At 42.5% G+C, this 22,249-nt stretch carries 25 protein-coding genes; 10 read left to right on the top strand and 15 right to left on the bottom strand.

Going from position 1 to position 22,249, the window contains the following annotated elements; all coding sequences use genetic code 11:
• The first annotated feature begins 12 nt into the window (after window positions 1-12).
• From OE749_RS13675 to OE749_RS13705, 7 genes are all read left to right on the top strand, one after another.
• Window positions 13-729: an alpha/beta fold hydrolase gene (locus OE749_RS13675; RefSeq protein WP_263713031.1), complete on the top strand. Its 717-nt coding sequence runs from the start codon at window positions 13-15 to the stop codon at window positions 727-729.
• A gap of 116 nt (window positions 730-845) precedes the next feature.
• Complete coding sequence (trmB, locus tag OE749_RS13680) at window positions 846-1,565, top strand: tRNA (guanosine(46)-N7)-methyltransferase TrmB (RefSeq protein WP_263713032.1); 720 nt, start codon at window positions 846-848, stop codon at window positions 1,563-1,565.
• A complete protein-coding gene (locus OE749_RS13685) occupies window positions 1,565-2,584 on the top strand; it encodes a class I SAM-dependent methyltransferase (protein WP_318527883.1) in 1,020 nt (339 codons plus the stop codon). Before trmB ends, OE749_RS13685 begins: the two co-directional genes overlap by 1 nt.
• A gap of 62 nt (window positions 2,585-2,646) precedes the next feature.
• Window positions 2,647-4,596 carry an alpha/beta hydrolase family protein gene (locus OE749_RS13690; RefSeq protein WP_263713033.1) on the top strand — a complete coding sequence of 650 codons (1,950 nt, stop codon included), beginning with the start codon at window positions 2,647-2,649 and terminating at the stop codon, window positions 4,594-4,596.
• A gap of 149 nt (window positions 4,597-4,745) precedes the next feature.
• On the top strand, window positions 4,746-5,945 hold the full coding sequence (locus OE749_RS13695; RefSeq protein ID WP_263713034.1) for a serine hydrolase domain-containing protein: 1,200 nt from the start codon (window positions 4,746-4,748) through the stop codon (window positions 5,943-5,945).
• A gap of 33 nt (window positions 5,946-5,978) precedes the next feature.
• Window positions 5,979-7,418 (top strand): glycogen synthase GlgA, encoded by a 1,440-nt coding sequence (glgA, locus tag OE749_RS13700; RefSeq protein WP_263713035.1) that lies wholly within the window; start codon window positions 5,979-5,981, stop codon window positions 7,416-7,418.
• A gap of 33 nt (window positions 7,419-7,451) precedes the next feature.
• Window positions 7,452-7,760 carry a hypothetical protein gene (locus tag OE749_RS13705; protein ID WP_263713036.1) on the top strand — a complete coding sequence of 103 codons (309 nt, stop codon included), beginning with the start codon at window positions 7,452-7,454 and terminating at the stop codon, window positions 7,758-7,760.
• Window positions 7,761-7,768: 8 nt separating this feature from the next.
• On the opposite strand, the gene OE749_RS13710 is transcribed toward OE749_RS13705, so the two are convergent.
• Complete coding sequence (locus OE749_RS13710) at window positions 7,769-8,188, bottom strand: DUF3293 domain-containing protein (protein ID WP_263713037.1); 420 nt, start codon at window positions 8,186-8,188, stop codon at window positions 7,769-7,771.
• 87 nt (window positions 8,189-8,275) lie between these two features.
• Between OE749_RS13710 and OE749_RS13715 the strand changes: the two genes are divergently transcribed.
• Entirely contained in the window at window positions 8,276-9,919 is a 1,644-nt protein-coding gene (locus OE749_RS13715) for a sensor histidine kinase (protein WP_263713038.1), read from the top strand.
• 305 nt (window positions 9,920-10,224) lie between these two features.
• The gene (arcA, locus tag OE749_RS13720; RefSeq protein WP_263713039.1) at window positions 10,225-10,932 is read left to right on the top strand and encodes a two-component system response regulator ArcA; all 708 of its coding nucleotides are present in this window, start codon (window positions 10,225-10,227) and stop codon (window positions 10,930-10,932) included.
• A 205-nt stretch (window positions 10,933-11,137) separates the two neighbouring features.
• On the opposite strand, the gene OE749_RS13725 is transcribed toward arcA, so the two are convergent.
• The 14 genes from OE749_RS13725 to pmbA form a co-directional block, all read right to left on the bottom strand.
• The gene (locus tag OE749_RS13725; RefSeq protein WP_263713040.1) at window positions 11,138-11,716 is read right to left on the bottom strand and encodes a DPP IV N-terminal domain-containing protein; all 579 of its coding nucleotides are present in this window, start codon (window positions 11,714-11,716) and stop codon (window positions 11,138-11,140) included.
• A 620-nt stretch (window positions 11,717-12,336) separates the two neighbouring features.
• Window positions 12,337-12,753 (bottom strand): hypothetical protein, encoded by a 417-nt coding sequence (locus OE749_RS13730; RefSeq protein WP_263713041.1) that lies wholly within the window; start codon window positions 12,751-12,753, stop codon window positions 12,337-12,339.
• 1,483 nt (window positions 12,754-14,236) lie between these two features.
• Entirely contained in the window at window positions 14,237-14,995 is a 759-nt protein-coding gene (locus tag OE749_RS13735; RefSeq protein ID WP_263713042.1) for an RHS repeat-associated core domain-containing protein, read from the bottom strand.
• Window positions 14,996-15,027: 32 nt separating this feature from the next.
• Window positions 15,028-15,249 (bottom strand): AAA family ATPase, encoded by a 222-nt coding sequence (locus tag OE749_RS13740; RefSeq protein ID WP_318527886.1) that lies wholly within the window; start codon window positions 15,247-15,249, stop codon window positions 15,028-15,030.
• 44 nt (window positions 15,250-15,293) lie between these two features.
• The gene (locus tag OE749_RS13745; RefSeq protein WP_263713043.1) at window positions 15,294-15,572 is read right to left on the bottom strand and encodes a hypothetical protein; all 279 of its coding nucleotides are present in this window, start codon (window positions 15,570-15,572) and stop codon (window positions 15,294-15,296) included.
• A 97-nt stretch (window positions 15,573-15,669) separates the two neighbouring features.
• Window positions 15,670-15,828, bottom strand: coding sequence for a hypothetical protein (locus OE749_RS13750; protein ID WP_263713044.1), 159 nt, complete (start codon window positions 15,826-15,828; stop codon window positions 15,670-15,672).
• Window positions 15,829-15,834: 6 nt separating this feature from the next.
• Window positions 15,835-16,146, bottom strand: coding sequence for a hypothetical protein (locus OE749_RS13755; protein ID WP_263713045.1), 312 nt, complete (start codon window positions 16,144-16,146; stop codon window positions 15,835-15,837).
• Window positions 16,147-16,387: 241 nt separating this feature from the next.
• On the bottom strand, window positions 16,388-16,645 hold the full coding sequence (locus tag OE749_RS13760) for a hypothetical protein (RefSeq protein ID WP_263713046.1): 258 nt from the start codon (window positions 16,643-16,645) through the stop codon (window positions 16,388-16,390).
• Window positions 16,632-17,333 (bottom strand): RHS repeat-associated core domain-containing protein, encoded by a 702-nt coding sequence (locus OE749_RS13765; protein ID WP_318527887.1) that lies wholly within the window; start codon window positions 17,331-17,333, stop codon window positions 16,632-16,634. Before OE749_RS13765 ends, OE749_RS13760 begins: the two co-directional genes overlap by 14 nt.
• Window positions 17,334-17,546: 213 nt before the next feature.
• Window positions 17,547-18,059 carry a hypothetical protein gene (locus OE749_RS13770; RefSeq protein WP_263713047.1) on the bottom strand — a complete coding sequence of 171 codons (513 nt, stop codon included), beginning with the start codon at window positions 18,057-18,059 and terminating at the stop codon, window positions 17,547-17,549.
• A 34-nt stretch (window positions 18,060-18,093) separates the two neighbouring features.
• On the bottom strand, window positions 18,094-18,759 hold the full coding sequence (locus OE749_RS13775; RefSeq protein WP_263713048.1) for an RHS repeat-associated core domain-containing protein: 666 nt from the start codon (window positions 18,757-18,759) through the stop codon (window positions 18,094-18,096).
• Between the two features lie 212 nt (window positions 18,760-18,971).
• Window positions 18,972-19,583 (bottom strand): RHS repeat-associated core domain-containing protein, encoded by a 612-nt coding sequence (locus OE749_RS13780; protein WP_263713202.1) that lies wholly within the window; start codon window positions 19,581-19,583, stop codon window positions 18,972-18,974.
• Between the two features lie 124 nt (window positions 19,584-19,707).
• Window positions 19,708-20,055 (bottom strand): DUF1493 family protein, encoded by a 348-nt coding sequence (locus OE749_RS13785; protein ID WP_263713049.1) that lies wholly within the window; start codon window positions 20,053-20,055, stop codon window positions 19,708-19,710.
• A gap of 203 nt (window positions 20,056-20,258) precedes the next feature.
• Window positions 20,259-21,584 (bottom strand): metalloprotease PmbA, encoded by a 1,326-nt coding sequence (pmbA, locus tag OE749_RS13790; RefSeq protein WP_404828182.1) that lies wholly within the window; start codon window positions 21,582-21,584, stop codon window positions 20,259-20,261.
• 90 nt (window positions 21,585-21,674) lie between these two features.
• On the opposite strand from pmbA, the gene yjgA reads away from it, so the two are divergent.
• The gene (gene yjgA / locus OE749_RS13795) at window positions 21,675-22,193 is read left to right on the top strand and encodes a ribosome biogenesis factor YjgA (RefSeq protein WP_263713051.1); all 519 of its coding nucleotides are present in this window, start codon (window positions 21,675-21,677) and stop codon (window positions 22,191-22,193) included.
• Window positions 22,194-22,249 lie beyond the last annotated feature (56 nt).

Here is a 22,249-nt window from a genome sequence, read left to right on the forward strand (position 1 = left end):
GAGCAATTTGATTTGGAATTATCCCATCCCGTTCTATTTTTACCTGGCACATTATGCGACGAACGCATTTGGTTTCCATGCTGGAAGGCGATGTCAATTCATCAACGTGCGTATGTGCCGTTACAGTGGGCTGAATCGCTAGATCAAATGCTTGCCCTAACCGATGACAGAGTGAAAGAGTATGGCGCGCCAGCGCATCTAGTCGGATTCTCTATGGGCGGTTACGTTGCACTTGAGTATACATTAGCGAATCCAGACAAGGTCGCATCGCTAACCTTAATTGGCTACAACGCCGATGGCTTATCAAAAAATGAGATTGCTAGCCGAAATAATATTGTCTCACTCATTGAAAAAGGCATGTATAAAGGCAGTTCAGAAAGTTATTTACAGCCTTATCTGCATCCTAGCAATCAAGACAACACTAAATTAGTTAGCTATCTAGCTAGCATGAATGACGACTTAGGCAACGGTGTGCTTAAGGCGCATATCAAAGCGGCGACACCTCGGCCATCGAGGCTGAAAGAACTCACCAATCTTGATGTGCCCGTGCATATCGTAGCGGCAAGTCATGATCTCATCGCACCACTCAATACGCTTGAGCATATGCACACAATCGCAAAAGACTCTACACTGTCTGTGATTGAGCACTGCGGCCACATGATGTTAGTCGAAGCGCCAGATAAAAGCGCTAAGGCAATAGAAGATTTTCTGGCCCAGCGAAATCAATAACTTAGCCAGATATTAAGTCAGGCAAAGAACCACGCTGCGAAACCTGACTTGCAATGCATATTTGTGGCGGCATAATGCGCAGCAATTTTACAGATTATTCGCGAAGGAACTCTTAAATGGGTCAATATAAAACGCAAGAAGAAGCCGAAGCGGCGGGCGTTTATGTAAGAAAAGTCCAAAGCTTTGTGAAGCGAGAAGGTCGCCTAACAAAAGGGCAAGCCAATGCGATTGAAAACAACTGGTCAGAAATGGGCTTAGAGCACCAAAACGGCTTACTTGATTTCAATCAGGTTTTTGGTCGCACAGCGCCTGTTGTACTCGAAATTGGCTTTGGTATGGGCAAATCGCTTGTTGAAATGGCTAAAAATGCACCAGATCATGACTATATAGGCATCGAAGTACATCGTCCGGGTGTTGGTGCTTGCTTGATGGAAGCAGAAGAACAAGGCGTAACAAACTTGCGTGTATTTGAGCACGACGCAGTGGAAGTATTAGCCGATTGCGTGCCTGATTCCAGCTTAGCCAGAGTACAGCTGTTCTTTCCTGATCCGTGGCACAAAAAACGTCACCATAAACGCAGAATTGTGCAGCCAGAATTTGTGCAAAAACTTCGTGGTAAGTTGGCAATTGGCGGCGTATTCCATATGGCCACAGACTGGGAAAACTATGCCGAACATATGTTAGAAGTGATGTCTGACGCAGAGGGTTATCAGAATCAATCAGTCAGCAATGACTATGTGCCACGCCCCGATCATCGTCCTCTCACAAAGTTTGAACAACGTGGCCACCGCTTAGGTCATGGTGTTTGGGACTTAATGTTCGAGAGAGTGAAATAATGATGTTATCTGCGCCAAGCCAGGTGCTCGTGAGAAATGCATCACTGTTCAGTGATGGCAAATGGGCTTTAGTCAACGCGGCCGATGCAGCCATCTTCAATGGGCTGCCTGAGGCATCGCTATGTGGGTTTCATCAGTTCTACGATATTTATGAGCAAGCACAGCAAACAAGTCGATGCGCGCATACGTTCAGCGCAGACTTTGCCCCAGAGGAACGTCTCGACGGTGCTGTTATATACATGCCAAAGGCGAAAAAGCATGCGGCCATGCTAATTGCGAATATCGCGGCATGTATCAAGCCAAACGGCACACTGATGTTGGTAGGCGAGAATAAAAGCGGTATAAAAAGCGCAGCCAAACTGCTTGAATCTGTTGGCTCACAAGTGAATAAGATTGATTCGGCACGGCATTGCGCGTTGTTCGCCACACAAATTGATAACACCGTAAAGCCTTTTGTTCTGGCCGACTGGGTAAGCGAACAAGGTATCACCTTCAATGGCAACTCAATTCAGCTTACCTCGCTTCCCGGTGTATTTAGCCACGGTGAACTAGATGCGGGCACTGCATTATTACTGGAAGAGTTTAGCGCTCAGCCAGACAAGAACGTGTTAGATTTTGCCTGTGGAAATGGCGTTATTGGTATTTGTATGGCTACGCTAAATCCCTCTATCAATCTAACTATGACCGATGTAAGTGCTTTAGCTTTGTATTGTGCTGAGCGTTCAGTGGCAGCAAATAACGTAAAAGCGACCATTATTCCTTCTAACGGGCTATCTAATATTGAAGGAAAATTTAATCGGGTGTACACCAATCCACCGTTTCATACAGGAATCAAAACCGACTACTCCATCACGGAGAAGTTGATTAAAGGATTGTCTACTCATATGCATAATGACGCAAAATTAACGCTTGTTGCCAATCGATTCTTGAAATATCCAGATTTATTAGAGGCAACATTCAAGCATTTTGCTACCATTGCACAGACATCCAAATTCAGCCTATATCACGCGGTAAAATAAAAATCCAATAAGGAAATACGAGCCAACCGCCTCGTATTAGTAGTAACAAAGGAAACAACCTAATGAGGAAACTCACCACTTCACTTGCCTTTTTAGGCATGAGTCTCTTGTCGTCAAACGCTATGGCGGCCGATTTACCAACAAAGGCATTCAGTAGTCTTCCACAATACGGTTCCGTTAGTTTAAGTGACAGCGGAAGCAAGCTCGCATTCTTAACAAACATCCAAGATGATACGGGCGATGCGGCCACGCTAATGGTCTCTTATGACATGACCAAGGGCGAAAAAAAGTATCTACTTCATACAGATAACGAAGATGTAAAAATCAATTGGTATGAGTGGGCTAACGAAAATACCATTATCGTTAGTGTGAGATACGCGGGGTCACGCTATGGCACAGATACGACGGAAACAAGGCTATTTGCCATTGATATTAACGGCAAAGACGATAAAGTTGAGCCACGACTACTCATTAAGCCTCGTAGGTCAACGGGTCGTGCAGCAAGTAATCACTTCTCTCAATTCCAAGACAATATCATCAACTTTTTGCGTGACGATCCAGAGCACGTGCTGATTTCTATTGATCTTGATGAACCACATCTTCCATCAGTTTACAAACTCAACATCTACACCAAGAAGATGCAGCGTGTAGAAAAAGGAAAGCGTAAAATTCGCGATTGGACGACTGATCGTCAAGGTAATCTCCGTGCAGGTGAGTCGTTAGATTACAAAAGCGGTGAGGCAAACATTTATGTTCGTAAAAAGCCTGATTCAAAGTGGCATAAACTGTTTGGCTACAATGCACTCACCGACCCATCGATTGCAGTATCAGGATTTTCGTATGACGGAAATACGATGTACTACACTGCGGTCAAAGACGACATGCGCTCATTATTTAAAGTGGATTTAACCACAGAAAAACATGAACTGGTTTTCCATGATCCTGAGATGGATGTGAGCGGTCGACTCATCTATTCCAAAAAATCAGGTGAAGTCATCGGCTTCTCTCACGCCAATACTGACACTGGACGCATTTATTGGGATGAAGATCGTAATGTTCTGCAACGTTCAATTGATGATGCATTGCCTGACACAGACAACTATATCTTTGACTTCAGTAAAGATGAAAACACCTACTTGTTGTATACCGAAAACGACTATACACCAGGAATGTACCTAATTGGTAAGCGTAAAGAAAAAGCCATCAACGTACTGTTCTCTCAGTATCCTGAGTTGGAGTCACTGCCAGATTATTCTCATGATTTGATCTCCTATACAGCACGCGATGGTGTTGAAATTGAAGGTTACTTGAGTAAGCCTCCTGGTACAGAAGGCCCACGTCCGCTTATCTTGTTTCCTCACGGTGGACCTGGAGCACGAGAATTTGCGGGCTTTGACTACTGGACATCTTTTTTCCTTAACAAAGGTTATGCTGTATTCCGCCCTAACTTCCGAGGCTCAACGGGATATGGTTACGAGTTCGCACAACAACAAATGAAAAGTTGGGGCCTGCAAATGCAAGACGACCTCACTGATGCTGTGAACTTTTTGGTTAAAGAAAACGTCGCTAACAAAGACAAAGTATGCATTGTAGGCGGCAGTTACGGCGGATATGCTGCTGCAATGGGCATTGCGAAAGAACCTGACCTATTCAAGTGTGCAGTCAGTTTTGCTGGTGTAGCTGATTTGAAGCGATTAGTGTTTGATGCGCGTGCGTATACGAGCTCAAAGTTTGTTAAAAACCAAATTGGTGATGATTACGATGATTTGGAAGCACGTTCTCCTATCAATCATATGGATAAAATTAAAACACCCATATTACTAGTTCATGGAGAAGATGATCGCGTTGTTGATGCAAAACAAAGCCGCTATTTGGCTGAAGAGCTAGAAAGTAACGATAAGAAGTTCAAGTATGTAGAGCTTGAAAATGGTGATCATTACCTGTCTATTCAACGAAACAGACACCGCTTTTTTGCTGAAATGGATGCTTTTTTAACAGAACATTTAGACTAGCACCGTCTAGAAAATCATAAGTTAGTATCGCACTTTGCGAGTACAAGGTGCGATACAACTAATTAATTTATTGATTTTTTTGAAACTTTTTTCTGACATAGATCGACTCTATTTGTTTAAATAGAATAATCAATGTCAGGAGAACGTTTGTGCTTAACAAAAACCTCATTACCTACATCCCCCTGTTACTTTTAGCCGCTATATCTGACTCTGTGTATGCTGCGCCCCACCAGCACAACCTCTGTGCCACTGAGGATATCTCCACAGCGATAAAGTCCACTATAGCGTCCATTCAGAAAGACTATGATTTACCCTCGTTTTCTTTAGCACTTGGTCTGAATAACGATTTGCTCTTCGCTGATGCTATTGGCTATGCCAACATCCAGAAAAAGATTCCCGCAACGCCGACAACTCGCTACTCTGTTGGCAGTGTCGCTAAACCGATGACCGGCATTGCCCTTGCGACATTGCTAGACGATGACGTCATGCAGCTTGATGCGCCGATTGCAAGCTATTTACCTAATTATCCTGAGCATGCACATGCTGTCACCTTTAAACAGCTAGCCTCCCATACGTCGGGCATTGGCAGGCCTTGGGATATTCGCCAAACGCTAGAATTTGATAAACCACGCGACTTCAGTACGCCAATGGATGTGCTGCCGTTTTTTAAAGATGAGCCATTATGGTTTTCACCTGGTAGTGATTTTCAATATACATCAATGGGTTATGTGTTGCTGTCCGCTGCGATGGAAGCAGCCGCTAAACAGCCTTATATGGAGATTATGCAAGCAAGTTGGACGCAATTAGGCATGCATAATACCGCCCTCGATGACAGTATTCACAGTAATGAAAAAGAAGCGACCTATTACACGAAAAAAGACGATAAAGGCCACTTTGTTCCAGCCATAACCCCTCGCGACCGCAGTTTTTTATTTGGTGGTGGCGGGTTTATTTCTACCCCTTCCGACCTGATTAAACTGACTCGAGCGCTTTCTACCGATACACTACTCTCAAAAAATGCAGTTAAGCAAGTCACGACCCCAGTAACGCTAAACAATGGTGAGGTCAACAAGCAGTTTTACGGCCTCGGATGGCGCATTCAAACGTCTAAAACCTTTTCAATTAATGGTAAGCCTGTCAACATTGTTCATCATGGAGGCGTCATGGGCGGAGCTTCTACTGCGTTTGTTCTGCTTATGCCTGATTACGATGCTTCTGTTGCTTATGCCACCAATCACGTACCTGAAAACCACGGAAAAATGCGCAGTGAAGTCGGCAAACTGTTAGCAAGAATTGTCGAAAAGCAACACAAAAGTTGCACTGACATCACCGCCAACGCTAAGCTATAACGCAGGCCGCGCCACAGTGAAAAAGGAAAGGCAGTGAAGATACTATTTGTAGTTTCTGAGGTGGAAGATCTTGCAAAAACAGGCGGATTAGCTGATGTAGCCAAAGCCTTGCCCATCGCATTAAAGAAAATGGGCCACGACGTACGTATCGTAAAGCCACTGTATAAATCCGTTGCAGAAAAACACACCTTAAATACGATTGTCGATAACGCCCATATTGATGCCCATGACAAGCGCTATACCTTCGCGATAAAGACGTTATCTTTGCAAGATGTTCCGGTTTACTGCGTTGATTATCCTGACTACTTCTATCGAGACGGATTATATTCCGATGGCTACCACGCCTATGGCGATAATGCTGAGCGCTTCGCCTTTTTCTCTGCCGCTGCCATGCATGTAGCAAGACACATCGATTTTGCACCAGACATTGTTCACTGTAACGACTGGCACACGGCACTTACACCATATTTTATGCAGCAAGATACGTCTGGTTTTTTTCAGCACACGAGAAGTGTATTAACGATCCACAATGGCGCATTTCAAGGTAACTATCCTCTTAGAGATATTCCTTTTTTACAGCCCCATTTGCATTTACACAGCCACAGCGAAAGTGGTTATCTGAACTTTCTTAAAATAGGCATTCGTTACGCCACTAAAATCAATGCCGTAAGCCCTAACTATGCCCATGAATTGCTAACACCTTTAGGTTCACATAACTTATACAATGACTTTCAGGCCAGAAAACAAGATATTTCAGGCATTCTAAATGGATGTGACTACAGGCAATGGGACCCAACCAATGACACCTATCTGCCCGCCCACTACACGCCTGAGAACCTTGATGGCAAACGCATGTGCAAGCAAACCCTTCAAGCACAGGTAGGTTTACCGCAAAAATCTGATGTGCCGCTGCTGGGTATGGTTTGTCGATTAACCGAGCAAAAAGGGTTTGGCTATTTACTTCCAATTTTAAATAATCTACTTCAGCATAATGTTCAGTTGTTAATTGTCGGTACAGGTGATCCTTCTATCAGCGACGCACTTGCCGCGCATGCAGAACAACACCCTGATAAATTTAAGTTTAAGGAAGACTTTAGCCCAGCGATTGCCCATTTGTTGGAAGCGGGGTGCGACTTCTTTTTGATGCCATCATTATTTGAGCCGTGTGGCTTAAACCAGATGTACAGCCTTGCATATGGCACATTGCCCATTGTTAGAGCAGTCGGGGGCCTGAAAGATACAGTGATTGATTTGCAGGAGCGTCCCGATGAGGCGACCGGTTTTGTATTTGAACACCCAGACAGTTCCGCCTTTTTAAATTGTTTACGCCGCGCACTCTTGTTTTATTATGAAGCGCCAGAGCAACTGCAAGCCATGCGCATTCGCGCCATGAAAACACGCTTTACATGGGAAAGCTCCGCGCTGGACTACCAGACCCTGTATGAAAACTGTCTGACCCATGTACCTATTTGATATTAGTGTTTGCAGAAAATAACGGAGATCCCTTTGAGAGTTTTGATTTCACTACTGTTGTTACCCAGTATTACATTTGCGCAAATGCCAGAGAATTGCCTTGAGCTGCCAGAACGAAGTGACGTTTGTCCTCATCTTGTTTATAAAAAATCGCCTGTAGATGTTAACGTCGTTAATGTAAAAGCGGGCGACATGGTGTGCATTTGTATGGCCGATTTTACTGAGATTCGTTTACCCGCAGATTCTCGCCAGAAGCAAATAGAACAGCAAGTTGCGCTCAGTCGCTCGGCCTCTAAGCTGGGTATGAAACCCGAAGACTTGATTAAGCTGATTCGAGAATAAGCCATAATTTAAGTATATTGGCAACGAGGTGAGAAGCGCCCTAGGTATTCTGCATAGTGCCTTGGCATTAAAACGGGCAGTAACCACAAGCCATCGTTTTCAATCCAGTAAATGGCATTTTGCTCAACATCTTTTGCGAGATTGATGGCTTCAGATTGCGTCAGCAGTATCGCCAAACTGGGTTCGTAATACGTAAAATCGCGGTTACCAGCTAGCAATGACACCGCCTTCCACTCCCGCAACTGAACCCTTTCTTGCAACTGAATTTGATGACGCAGATTGCTTGTTTGCGGCAAGGGAATCGAACGGGGATTGTACGCTGTGACAATCGAGAACGCAGACCACTTAACAGGTGTATTCAACCTAAAATAAATGTCTCGGTATGCTGATAGAAGTGAGGCATGTTCAGACAGAGATTTCTTAGTCACCGTTGAGAATCTTGTTTCCTTTTCGTCCAGTTTATACCACTATTGTTAAATACAGTGTAATAATAAGAATATGACAATACGCACTTAATGTCAGGAAACACTAATATTTACTCGATTAAGAATCTCTTCATTACGGTAGTGATGGCGATTACCGCCTTTGCGTTGGCAGTAGCATCTGCTATTTCTCTGTATTTGCAGATCAACAACTATAAAAAGGAGTTGGTGCAAGATGTACGCACATACTCCGAACTTATTAGCATTAACGCCACCAACTCCATTATCGCTGAAGACAGTTTTAAAGAAGAAGAGAACCTCAAAGCGCTCGCAGTAAACGACGAGATCTTCAATGTGCACATTTATAATTTGGATACAGATGGTTCTCCCATGTTTTTCTCCAGCTTTAACAAACCGGGCATCGCACCGGTTGTGCCACAACTGAGTCGAATTGAGGAGCTTTCGGAGCCCAAATTGGAAGATGACTTCATGGAGATCATTTGGCCTATACGCCAAAGCGGGGCACTAATAGGCTACACCTATATTCGCTACTCGGCACAAGGCTTGGTTGACTTAATTACTCAGGCCATTGCGATTACCCTTACCGTGACCATTATTGCGCTGGCAGTGTGTTTCTTTTTAATACTCAAATTGCAAAAAACACTGACAAAGCCGATCGATTCATTGATTAACATTGTTCAGCGTGTATCTCGTCAGCGGGATTACTCTCTTCGTGCAGACGCGTCTAATCTTCGAGAGTTTTCTTTGCTTGCAGAATCTTTCAACGAGCTTCTCAGCCGCACACATGAGTACATGCTAGGGCAAAACGCAGCCGAGGAAGAGCAACGCAAATTACAGGCCAGCCTCGAAGAAAAAGTTAACCAACGCACCGTCGCCCTGAAAGAGGCAAATCAGGAATTAATACAAACGCTAGAAAAGCTTCATCAATTTCAGCGCCAACTGGTGCAAAATGAAAAAATGGCTTCTCTTGGCGACATGGTTGCGGGCGTTGCGCATGAAGTCAACACGCCAATTGGCTTGGGTGTAACAGCCTCTACAATGATGCTCGATCGCCTTGAGCAGCTCACGAAAGAGTTTGAATCAAAAACCCTCAAAGCCAGCTCGTTGGAAAAATTCATCGGAGAAGGCAAAGAGAATCTCAATATTATTTATCGCAACTTGAATCGCGCTGCTGAGCTTATTTCATCCTTTAAACAAGTTGCCGTTGATCAATCATCAGAGACCAGTCGCGTGTTCTCTTTCGGCCAGCTAATGGATGAAATTTTACTGTCACTTCGTCCTAAGCTGAAAAAGGAAAAACACCATATCAATGTAAAATGCGATAGCGATTTATATATCGAGAGTAAAGCAGGCCCGATTAACCAAATCATGATTAACCTGATCATGAACTCAGTCATCCACGGTTTTGAATTTATGGACTCTGGCGAGATTGATATCGATGTATCGTTAATAGACGATAACAAACTCAAACTCATATACAAAGACAACGGCAAAGGCATTCCGGAACATTTGCGCAAACGCATTTTCGATCCCTTCGTCACAACCAAGCGCGGGCAAGGTGGCAGTGGCTTGGGGATGCATTTGGTTTATAACTTGGTAACACAAGCCCTCAATGGTTCAATTTCAATCAATAGCCAGGAAGGAAGCGGCGTTGAGTTTCAGATTATTTTCCCAGTAAAACGACTTGACGCAGAAAGCGCAGTGAAACGTGGGTAGTGGTTGTGTGTTGTTGGTAATAAAGTTACGTGATGCAATTGAACTTATCACAATCAGTTAACCTCCAAATAATTGATAATTCCCTGTTATCACGTGAAAAATAATATAAAATAGCAATTGTAATTCGCAGATACATCCCAACCTTGTATTACAATTACCATTCGCTATGTTTAAATTTACTTAACACGTTGTGTAATTTTTCTACTTAGCTAAAGTACAAGTACACAGTAGCGAATAGAGACAGGCTTGCCCCGATGCAGGTCGGTTAAATTGTTGATTTTACGTTTAAAGATAGTGTGAACACCATGCAGACGCCGAATATTTTAATAGTTGAAGACGAAGTCGTAACCCGCACCACGTTAAGAAGTTTATTCGAGGCCGAAGGGTACAACGTATTTGAAGCCGAAAATGGCGAACAAATGCACGACTTTTTTGAAAACAACGCCATTAATTTGGTGATCATGGATATCAACCTACCCGGCAAAAATGGACTTATTCTTGCGCGCGAAGTAAGAGACAGAAAAAATGTTGGTCTTATCTTTCTGACTGGCCGTGATAACGATGTAGATCGTATTCTAGGGCTAGAGATTGGCGCAGATGACTATCTTACCAAGCCATTTAACCCAAGAGAGCTAACCATCAGAGCCCGCAACCTTCTAGCGCGCACCACCAGCAGTGCTGAAGACGACGACTTACCAAGCCGCGTAAGCTTCAACGGCTGGACGCTAGATGGCGATAGCAGAAGCCTTATTTCACCAAGTGGTAACGAGTTCAGACTGCCACGCAGTGAGTTTCGTGCGTTACACCTATTTTTGAGCAATCCGGGCAAAATACTCACTCGTGAGCAGCTAATCATGGAAATGACTGGCCGCGAACTTCGCCCGAATGACCGTACCGTAGATGTGACCATCCGACGCATCCGTAAACACTTTGAATCTGAGCAAAACAGCGAAGATTTGATTGTCACGATTCACGGCGAAGGTTACCGCTTCTGTGGACAGGTTGACGTCTAACATACGTTAAGAAGAGATGAAAAGCGCAGCGTAAAGCTTCCAATCCACTCTTCCATCCTTTCAAAAGCCGATACCCTCAAGGGTCTCGGCTTTTTCTTTTTGGGCGCTAGGGATATCTTCATTCTCATTAATTTAAGAGAAAAAGCTCTGCGAGGGTGAGGCTATGGATTTAAAAAGTAGTTTATACTTGGCCTAAATATATTGCCTACAGATTTTCTAATTCGATATTTACACCAATAAGTTGGTTATGATGGTTATCAAAAATCACCCATTCAAAAGGTGGGATCGTAAGAAAATACTCAAAAAAACGTAGTTCACTAATTAATCCCAAAATATCATTTTTATTACCTTTCAGTACAGGCCAAGGAGGAAACTCGTCGTCAGTTAACGCTATATAAAGGGTTGGATTTCCCAGTATAGCTTTACTAATCAGCGCTAAACCATCTTCGCCATCATAAGTAATTCTACTTGCTTGCCCTTTCAAAGACTCCCAAAACCATAGTTTATTGTGGTCTTGGACATACCTTCCTGCTATCTGCTCCTTAACTATCTGAGCCTCTTCGCAGGTAAGTTGCACAATTGATTCAAATGCAGCTACCTCTTCTAGAACTTCAGTTAAAATTGTCATTCGTTCCCCAAGTGTATTAATCTTTTCTGTTTGACCTTGAAGGCCGACGAGACTCCTCGTTTGGGAAATTTCCTCAACCTCATCCACCAGCCTTCCGAATAATATGTTGCTTATCATGATGAGATCCCAAACTACTGTGAGATCTATCAACGCCAACTTTAGCTCTTTTAGGCTTTTTTAACTCAATTGTTGTTACAGTCCCTCACTCCAAAGGCTCAGAAATGCAGACCGCTGCCTGTTTTTGGAATAAAGCCGTCTTTGGCGATCATTTTGCTACCCAAGTAAATGTTGTTTACGCCACCTGCTGGGGTGTCTTGATACAGCAATACGCCGCCTTGGCTGTATGCCGCTGCATCGATTACCTTTGCTATCTTGTACTTTTACACGACAGTTATGGCTCGTTAGTGAAATTCATCAGAGCAGTCAATGAGATGGTAGTAGCCCCGCTAGTGCGGAGCGTTAGATTCAAATTAAACAGTTAGTTAATTATTCCTACAATTCCAAAAATTAGTAAAAATAACCAAACCAAGAGAAGTGTAAAATTTAAGCCAAAAATTATATTCTTTGAATTTAATTTAAGAAAGTAACTTACTAACGAAGTAGCCACGAGCAAAGAAATAACGCTTGCAACAGTGCTAGTTTGTAAAAACAAAAACTGTTCGTGCCTCCAATTCTTCGATACCATTACAGACATATCAAAAGCTATTAACGAAAAATACCCGATAGAGCAGAGCGTTGCTAAAGAAGTGATAGTTAGAACAAATTTATGCATAGCGCTACCGTTCCTGTTCTTTAAGCTTTTGAGATTCTATTCGTCCACTCACTTTTACGACTTTCAATTGGCCAAATCTTGTAGACGATTCCGTCGAACTAGCAAACGGATTCCTAGATTTACTATCTACCGTTACTTCGCCAGTTGATGTCTTACTCTGCATACCATTAACTTGAGACCAATCTTCATCACCTTTAGCAGCGATAGATCCAATGGTTACGCCCGGTTCATAGAGTCTAAATAAGTCTCTGCCAGTTGCATAATGAGTATCATTAATAGCATCTAGAGGCTCTAACTGGAAAAATTTCTCTCTTGGAGTGTACAAAATGTCGTATACGCCCACTTCGATAGGCGCTCCAAAAGGCTTGCCACCAGATTCAGCATTTACTCTTATTCTTTGTCCTGTATCTCTATCTCTCATAGTAAGAACACCAGTATCAATATTGTATATGGCCCTCACTTCTTCTCCATCAGGATCAACATATTTGTATGGGTTGTTGTTTGCGCCGTTGCTATCTTGTACTTTTACGCGACGATTATGGCTTGTTGGTGGGAATTGTCAGTGATAATAATCAAACAGTAGCAGCCCGCGAGCGTGAGGCAACGGATTCAAAATTTTCTATTCAGGATGTTTTTGACACGGCCTACGTAAAGTAGAAGCTCCATGCAGCACAATTAGGGATAAAAATACAATACCAACGTCTGTAAACCACAATAAAAAATTAAATTTAATTGACATGGTAAAGTCCACAATGAAAGAAAAAGCAGACACGAAAAAGATAACGAACACGCCGTGAGTAGCAGGCATACTTTTCGAAGATTTTTCTAGAAAATAAAAACACAAAATACTTATAGAAAATATAACAGCGTACTTATAGAAAACAACCCAGCTTGGGAACTTTTCGCCTGATTGGTCTATATCTTCAAAAAAGTATCCTATCGGTATACCCGACAGCATTAAAGATAAATAAAGAAGCAAACTGTATTTTGCAATCACTTTAAAATCCATAATCTAGCTCTTCAACTTACTAGGTTAAAAGTTCACTTCCAACAATTCTACCACGCCATAAATAACAATTGTCGCACTAAATACCGTTGCTATCTGCTCCTTTACTATTTGAGCCTCTTCGCAGGTAAGTTGCACACTTGATTTAAAAGCAGCTATCTCTTTTAGAAAAAAGTTAAAATTGTCACTTTTTTCCCAAAATTTATTTTACTTTTCTGTCTAACTGTGAAGGATGACGAGGCCCCTTGCTTGGGAAATTTCCACGACCTCATCCACTAGCCTGATGAATGATATGTTGCTTATCATGATGCGCTACCAAACTATTGTGAGGCCTATAAAAGCCAACTATAGCTCCGTTAGGTTTTTTTAACCCTATTGCTGTTACAGTCCCTCGCTCTAAAGACTCAGTAGTGCAGACCGCTGTCTGTCTCTGGAATATAACCATACTTGGCAATCAGTTTTCTACCCAGTTACATATTGTTTACGCCACCGGCGGAGGTTGCTTAATACAGCGTCACATCGTTATTCCTGTATACCCCTGCATGGACTATCGTTGCTATCTTGTACTTTGACACGACGGTTGTGGTTTGTTAGCGGGAAGCGTTAATTTGACTTTGGCAGCCTGGCGAGTGCGAGGCTTTGGATTCAAAAGTAGCAGCCTAAACTTTCGATGTTCGTCTTCTCAATTTAATCCAAAGTTTAGCTGATGAAAACAGCATCATGACAACTCCAACTACTAAAGCGCATGTAAAAATAAGGAAGCTAGAATCGTAGGATAATAAATTCAAGTAATTTCCTAAAAACAGTAGCAACTCAAAAAATCCCCCCAAAACTATTACGCCAATTCCCTGCATACAGACAATTAAGTAAGCAATCGAAATTTTCTTTTTGTTTGCATCTAACATTGATCTTTCACTCCACAAGAGTCCGCAACGCCAGCAGCATTCGAGGCAACATTTCCTAGTACGTCACCAACACCAACTGATGTTGAGCTAGCACCACCACCCGTAGCTCCTTTAATATGCTGTGTTAGATTTTGATCTGCAACCGAAGTTGCGTTAAATGCCTTTTGTTTAAGTGCGGCAGTGCCAGCATCAATTGCATCACCGACAATCGTTCCTGCAGCTCCTCCAGCGGCTCCAAGTACAGTTCCAACTCCAACATTGTCAGTTAAGTTGTTTCCATCAATAGCATTGTTGGCGACTGTTGATGTTGCACCTATCGCCCCACCTGCCGCCGTATTTGCTGTCACCCTAAGTACGTTACCTAGCTGCGCAGTTTTCGTTGCGAGGCCAGCCCCAGTAGCACCTGCAAATCCAGAAACTAACGCCTTACCTGCGTTTTTAGCTATTCCAGATAGACTTGTGTCTTTAAGCTCCCCCGTTAAAGCTTGTCGAGTAATCTCTAACCCAACCCCAGCAATAAATCCTAAGACACCAGCTTCACCATCAGGATCAACATATTTGTACGGATTGTTGTTGGCGTAAGTGTATCTGCCGAATCCTTGTATAGGATTGCTACGCAACATATGCCCCAACGAATCAACCGGATCATTCGAATAAAACCGCCCGATAACTGGATCATAGTATCGTACCTGCATATAACTCAACCCTATATCTGTGTCGAACTTATGCCCGGTATAGCCGATATCATCCACTTCACCTGGTAATCCTCCCGAACGACAGACTTTCAAGTAATTATGAAGAACTGAGTGAGAATCATTAGTAGAAAATTAAAATTTCTGGTTTCACCTTCGGCATTAAAGCCTAGCGCTAGAGCAATAACTTCTACAATAGTAGACTTGCCACTACCATTTTCTCCGACAATAAACGTCACACTTTTTGAAAATTGCAATTTTTCAAAATTCTTTATCAGTGGGATGCAAAATGGATATTCTTCCCATGAGAGAATCTTTTCCTTCTTTCAAGATATTTCCTCTATGTACAAAGTTCAACTCAGCTTTCTTTACTGGATTTTAAGTTTTCTGGTTCTTTGTCTAAGTGTGGAAACTTTAAGTAAATGGGCAACACTAAACTCGTAATAAAACCTCCATAGGAATTAGCTATATCTCTTACTAGCTTTACACTTTGTTCTCTCGGTAATTCTTTTGATATGAGAGCACTCAGAGAATCTACTGCGGCTGTCACGCCCTTCATTTCTTCTAGAACCGAAACAGCTAGTTGTTCATCTCCCGGAAAAAGGCTCTCTAGTGTCTTTGTCTTAATAGTTTTCATCCTCACCCCATAATCCAATAACAATATCCCCGTCATTAGAAGTTTGATTCTTTTTAATGGCTTACTCGAAAATAAACCGTGGCAAACAATTAGAAAGCTAGTGCTTTTGAATTTCTCTCAAAATCTGATACAGCCTATCTCTTGCTTCTTTCACTAATCTATCATGTTCGATTTTGTCTATACCACCAGTTTCATAATCATCGTTAATTTGACTTTGGCAGCCCGGAGAGTGCGAGGCTTTGGTTTCAACATTCAAAAAACTTTATCCCAAAATAGACGTAACAATGTTTTTATCGTAGAAATTGTCACGTTTAAAAGCTTCATCAATTTGACCAAGCCAATAGTCTGAATCAAAAGAATCACTGTTATTACAACCTAAGCCACGAACCAAGCCAGTTTTGGCTAACTCACTGAAGACTTTTGCAATATTTGACTTATTTAGTTCTGAACTATTAACAGATGGTAAATAGGAGGCAGAACAATACAGAGCAATACACACATGCCTAGCTTCAGTAAGACTAACGCCTTTCTTAAAACACCTGCATAATGCTTTTTCCAAAGACTCCTTCATCATGGCTTTTTACCTCCTAACTCTGAAATCATTTTTTGGACTACCCAAAGACATGTTGTTTATTCAATCTGTGGGGTTTCTTGATACAGCAATACGCCGCCTTGGCTGTATGCGCTGTAAATTGCACCTTTACTATCTTGTACTTTTACGCGACGAGTTATGGCTCGTTAGTGAAATTCATCAAAGCAGTCAATGAGATGGTGGTAGCTCCGCGAGTGCGAGGCGATGTGGTTGGATTCAAAAATCAAGTCGAATTATCGCCTTTATCTCTCTTTCTTGACTTAATAAATTCAGAGATTCCGTATGCAAATATTAATAAACAAAGTGTGAAAAGTACCGCTAAAGTAGCGTAGAAAGCCGTTGGTTCTGTTTCCACATTGCTCTCGATACCTTTTATCGAAATATTGCCACTATTGTAAATGAAAAATAAGATTAACGTTAATCCAAATGATAGTGCAATATACCCTAAGCCATTGGATGGTTTGTCTTCATCTTTGTTCATCGTCTTTGAACTCCTGTGATTGATCAATTTCCTTATTGGCAAGTTTATCTATATCTTCTACGCCCGTGTCCACTAGGTCACCTGCAACAGCACCAACCACTGTTTTTACAACCGCCTTGATAAGGTCTTTCTTAGGATTTTCACTTGGACTAAAGTCTTCCATGGCATTATCAGTCAGCGCTTCGGCACCTTTAGAAGCACCTGCACTCGCAGCATTGTCAATCGGGACATCACCATTCGCCACTTCTGCGATTGCTTCCCCAACGGCAATCATATCACCTAAACCGGGAGCAAGACCTGAAACCTGTTGCACAGCTTTGCTTACCCCTTTACCAATTGGGTCATTTCGCAACCACTTTTGCTGTTGGATATTAGCAGGATTGATACCATATTTCCCATCAGGATCAACATATATGTATGGGTTGTTGTTTGCATAGGTATAACGATTAAATCCATGTACAGGGTTGCCACGCTGCATATGTTCCAAAACATCCACCGGATCATTCGAATAAAAACGACCTATGACTGGATCATAGTATCGTGCCTGCATATAGCTCAACCCTATATCTGTGTCGAACTTATGCCCTGTATAGCCGATATCATCCACTTCACCTTCAATACTCGCTCCAAAGGCTCGGTAATGTTGATTACTGCCTGCCTTCGGAATATAGCCGTTTTTGGCAATCAGTTGCTACCCAGATAAATATTGTTTACGCCACCTGCTGGGGTGTCTTGATACAGCAATACGCCGCCTTGGCTGTATGCGCTGTAAATTGCACCTTTACTATCTTGTACTTTTACGCGACGATTGTGGCTTGTTAGTGAAATTCATCAAAGCAGTCAATGAGATGGTGGTAGCTCCGCGAGTGCGGAGGGCTAGATTCAAAAGTCAAAATTTACCTTATTTGATTTTGTTTAACTTTACTCTAAATAAAGCCAATGCAAATGATCCGATAACTCCAACAACAATCAAAACCTTTGAAAATATATCTATGCGATCATTGTTTTCTTGAGCTTGTTTTACCGAAGTACCGTAATCAAACAAGCTTGATTCTTCAATTTGAAGGCTCCATACCGAGCAAGAGTAACCGAGTATTTGCCGACATTCTTCCTTCGTTTTATCAACCAACACCTCAAACAGTGTATTACTTTGAGAGCTTTCAAAAACTTCCAACAATTTAAGACGCTCCTTTTTTGTTTTAACAATAAGTGCAGGTTCAAATCCACTCAATTTAAATTTGATACCGTTGGTCTTAGTTTCAAAAGCAGTGAGTTGGCCACTAATTACAGTCAACTCTGCTTTATCTGGAACCCCACCATCTTTTACAATAAAAACATAGTTTATATACAAGCCAACAAATATAGAGAGAGTGCTTATAACAAGCCAAGCGTGAACATATTTTTTTGCAATCATCGTTGCCCTTTATAATTTTTAGTTATTTGAACGATTAGTCCTTTTGAAGTTCATCGACGTCCATTTGTACTAGACCCGCAGTTGCAGTTTCCACAATGGCAGTAGCCTGCTCTTTAACCTCTTGGGCTACTTGAGACTTTGCATTGCCTTGAACTGTAACGCCAGCAACAACGTTACCGCTAACCGCCGCTACAGCTCCCTCTAATGCTGCTCCAGCTATGTCGGCGCCATCTATTTCTTGACCATTGATCAGTTGAGTAGTGGCTTCGCTTCCTCCGCCTGCTAACGCACCAGTTGTTAATGATGCTACCGCGCCAGCTCCTTTTGCCATATTGATTAATGTTCCGATACCACCCGAGGCACCTCCGACTAAAGTTCCAACTGCCATCGCTCCAGCTTTTTGACCAAAACTCATATCTGAGTCTTTAATTGAATTATATGTCGTTGCAGTACCAATAACTGCCCCGACTATAAATTGAACGGCCTCTCCATCAGGGTCTGTATATTTATAAGGGTTGTTATTAGCGTAAACGTAACGGTTGAAGCCATGTATTCCCCCAGTTCCGCCTAAATGTTCCAGAGTGCCAACCGGATCATTCGAATAAAAACGGCCTATGACTGGATCACAGTATTGTGCCCGCATATAACTCAACCCTATATCTGTGTCGAACTTATGCCCGGTATAGCCGATATCATCCACTTCATCTTCTCTTTTCAACAAGATGTGTCTGATTATGTCTGAGACTAATTCAAATTATTTACTCTGCAAACAAGCACTGCTTAGCGGCGTAGTCCCATTTCCCGCCTTGGTCTAAGCATGAGTCTATTTCAAATTGTTCTTTCAGGTAAAAATACAAAGATAAAACTATGAAAATTAATAAAGTCCAGAAAATGATTTTCTTAACCTTAAACCTAGTATTTTTCATCCAAGGCCTCCAGTTTCAGATCTCCACAAGCGACTGGGCATGCCTGAGGCTGTTGTTGTTTCCTCATTTCACTTCCTGCATCCCTTCCTTGTTTATTGGCTTCTTGATCGGCTGCACTCGATTCCTCAGAATCGCCCTTAATATTCTGGTCAGTCCATTCTCTCGTATCACTTATAACTTCAGATAATTCTTCACCCAAATCTGAGCTAATCGCTGCCTCACAATTTGCTTTACAATGACAATACTTGTCAGCACCTATGGTATTTGCATCACGCATATCTGAATAATTTTTCCCAAATTTATCCAAAACTTTCCCTGTTTCAATTATGCTGTCATGGTTCCCCGTTGGGGTTAGGGCTAGTATGTTTGATTCTCCGTTGGGATCAATGAATTTAAACGGATTGTTGTTTGCGTATGCGTAACGACTAAAGCCATGCATTGCTCTAGTCCCGCATAAATGCTCCAAAGTACCTACCAGATCATTCGAGTAGAAACGACCTATGACTGGATCATAGTATCGTGCCTGCATATAACTCAACCCTTTACCTGTATCGAATGAATGCCCGGTATGGCCGCCTTTGGCTTTACACGCTGTAATGTGTGCCTTTGCTAATTCGTACTTTTAAGTGACGATTATGGCTTGTTAGTGGGAGCCTTAAAAGTATTGGTAAGAGGCTAAAAATCCCGCTCCCTTAGGACGAGGCTTTGGATTTAAACGAGAATTAAATTAAATAACCAGAGTTCATTGAATCTTTTATTTTACGTAAAGTTAAACCTTGAAACTCAACACGACTTTCTTTTTGGGATCTTAAAAAAGGAAAAAACCAAAAAAGGACTCTTTGATAGGCATTGTCCCCCACATACTCATGGGGGAAATAGTTATCAAATTTAAATTTTGAGATATCAACACCGTACTGGTCTTGCAATAATTCAATATAGCTTTCAGCAACGTCTCCAAATACATTCAGATCGTGATAAAGGCGTAAGTCGAGTGACGATTCATTTTTATAGTATTTATCTAAACCACTGTCACTCAAAAAGTCATTGAAGGAGAGTTTTGAACAACTCATTATAGTTCCTTAATACACGATGGCGGTTGTGGTTTGTTGGCAGAAGGCGTTAATTTGACGTAGGCGGCCCCGCGAAGGCGAGGCATTGGATTCACAAAACAAGGCGAATTGTCTGACAAGTGTAACTTTCGTTGCTCTATCAACCGCCCTTGTCATCTCTTCTGCGTAAACCAAACAAGAGCCTCACGCAGAGTGATAAATCTTTAGCTTCCGGCTACCTGCATTTCATCGATGAGAATACCACCCGTTTGGATGCTGCCACGAAGTTCTTTTTCGCTGCCAACGGCAACGATGCGCTGGAACAGATCTTTCAAATTGCCGGCAATGGTAATTTCATGCACTGGGTATTGGATTTCTCCGTTTTCTACCCAAAATCCGGCTGCTCCGCGTGAATAATCACCCGTTACAATGTTAACGCCTTGCCCCATCACTTCAGTGACTAGTAAGCCCGTGCCCATTTCTTTGAGCATGGCTTGGTCGTCTTGACCGGTGTCTTTCACAATCCAATTGTGAATGCCGCCCGCATGACCAGTTGTTTGCAAGCCAAGCTTTCTGGCTGAATAGCTAGTTAACAAGTACTGTTGCAATATTCCAGCATCGACAATGGTTGCATCTTTAGTCACCACCCCTTCGTTGTCAAACGGAGAGCTGGCAAGCCCGTTACGAATGTGCGGCTTTTCAACAATATTGAACCATTCGGGAAAAATAGACTTGTTTACATGATCAAGTAAAAATGATGACTTTCTATACAAGCTTCCGCCACTTATAGCAGACACAAAATGCCCTAATAAGCCCGGAGCCAACTCGCGATGAAACAACACAGGCACTTTCGCCGTTTTGATTTTTCTTGCGCCTAAACGGCTAACCGTGTGCTGTGCGGCTTCTTTACCAATTTGTGCTGGCAGTACCAAGTCACTGGCCTTTCTAGACACCGTGTAGCTGTAATCGCGTTGCATGTCGCCGTCTTGCTCACCAATGACCACGCAACTCATGCTAAAGCGGCTACTCGGATAACCCGCAATAAACCCATGGCTGTTTCCGTATACCTTTGCGCCTAGATTCGCGTTGTAAGACGCACCATCAGAGTTAATAATGCGAGAATCGGCACTTAGTGCAGCCTCTTCAGCAGCGATGGCCATCTCTATGGCTTTTTCAGTGTCTAATGCTTCGGGATGGTATAAGTCTAGATCAGGATGTTCAAATGCCATTAATGCCTTATCTGCTGGGCCAGAGCATGGGTCTTCACCCGTATGCTTCGCAATTTCAATGGCTTTTTCTACGGTGAGATTAAGTGCGTCGCGGCTTAAATCGGCAGTAGAGGCACTGCCTTTTTTGTTTCCTTGATAAACCGTGATACCCAATCCACCGTCGTTGGTGAATTCAACCGTTTCCACTTCTTTTAAACGAGATCCAATTGCTATGCCTTGCACTTTTGAAATGCTTGCTTCAGCGGCAGTAGCACCACGTTTTTTTGCTAATGTGAGTACATCTTCGACGGCTTGCTTTAAATCCGTTAATTGCTTTTGCATCTGCATATTTGATCACTTTATTATCGTTATTACCACCAGAGGCGCTGGTGAGTTACAATTTGTAGATAGTGTAACACTAAAGATAACTCTATGACTGATACAGATTTCGAAATTGACCAACAAGAACCCGAATTTAAGAGCAAAACTCAGATTAAACAAGAGGCGCATGCCTTACAGAAACTGGGGGAAGAGCTTGTTAAGCTGGGTTCAGCAGCATTAGCAAAAATACCAATGGATGACGAGCTTGAAGAAGCGGTTGAGCTAGCGCGTAAAATTAACAAGAAAAAAGACGGTTACCGTCGACAACTGCAATTTATTGGCAAATTGTTACGTCAGCGCGATGTTGCGCCGATTGAACAAGCGCTGGCAGAATTGCAGGCAAGCAGCCAGTTGGCGAATAAGGCCTTTCATAAAATTGAACAAACTCGCGATACGTTACTCACGCAGGGAGACGATGCAATTCAACCTTTACTGGTAGAATACCCAGACTTGGATCGCCAAAAGTTACGCCAGTTAGTACGCATGGCAAAAAAACAGAAAGAGCAGAACAAGCCTCCTAAAGCCGCACGTGAACTTTTTCAGTATTTAAAAGATGCGATGCAGGACTAAGTCTTTCTTGCGAGTTTAATTGCGTATTACAGCCGTGCCGATAAATTGTATCTTCG

The organism is Fluctibacter corallii (assembly GCF_025751585.1).
GTDB classification, from domain to species: domain Bacteria; phylum Pseudomonadota; class Gammaproteobacteria; order Enterobacterales; family Alteromonadaceae; genus Fluctibacter_A; species Fluctibacter_A corallii.

What these genes read in the sequence shown, in the direction of transcription:
- trmB (WP_263713032.1), top strand. Translation starts at nt 846, where the DNA reads ATGGGTCAATATAAAACGCAAGAAGAAGCCGAAGCGGCGGGCGTTTAT.
- OE749_RS13685 (WP_318527883.1), top strand. Translation starts at nt 1,565, where the DNA reads ATGATGTTATCTGCGCCAAGCCAGGTGCTCGTGAGAAATGCATCACTG.
- OE749_RS13690 (WP_263713033.1), top strand. Translation starts at nt 2,647, where the DNA reads ATGAGGAAACTCACCACTTCACTTGCCTTTTTAGGCATGAGTCTCTTG.
- OE749_RS13715 (WP_263713038.1), top strand. Translation starts at nt 8,276, where the DNA reads ATGTCAGGAAACACTAATATTTACTCGATTAAGAATCTCTTCATTACG.
- arcA (WP_263713039.1), top strand. Translation starts at nt 10,225, where the DNA reads ATGCAGACGCCGAATATTTTAATAGTTGAAGACGAAGTCGTAACCCGC.
- OE749_RS13730 (WP_263713041.1), bottom strand. Translation starts at nt 12,753, where the DNA reads ATGAGAGATAGAGATACAGGACAAAGAATAAGAGTAAATGCTGAATCT.
- OE749_RS13745 (WP_263713043.1), bottom strand. Translation starts at nt 15,572, where the DNA reads ATGAAAACTATTAAGACAAAGACACTAGAGAGCCTTTTTCCGGGAGAT.
- OE749_RS13755 (WP_263713045.1), bottom strand. Translation starts at nt 16,146, where the DNA reads ATGATGAAGGAGTCTTTGGAAAAAGCATTATGCAGGTGTTTTAAGAAA.
- OE749_RS13760 (WP_263713046.1), bottom strand. Translation starts at nt 16,645, where the DNA reads ATGAACAAAGATGAAGACAAACCATCCAATGGCTTAGGGTATATTGCA.
- OE749_RS13770 (WP_263713047.1), bottom strand. Translation starts at nt 18,059, where the DNA reads ATGATTGCAAAAAAATATGTTCACGCTTGGCTTGTTATAAGCACTCTC.
- OE749_RS13785 (WP_263713049.1), bottom strand. Translation starts at nt 20,055, where the DNA reads ATGAGTTGTTCAAAACTCTCCTTCAATGACTTTTTGAGTGACAGTGGT.
- pmbA (WP_404828182.1), bottom strand. Translation starts at nt 21,584, where the DNA reads ATGCAAAAGCAATTAACGGATTTAAAGCAAGCCGTCGAAGATGTACTC.
- yjgA (WP_263713051.1), top strand. Translation starts at nt 21,675, where the DNA reads ATGACTGATACAGATTTCGAAATTGACCAACAAGAACCCGAATTTAAG.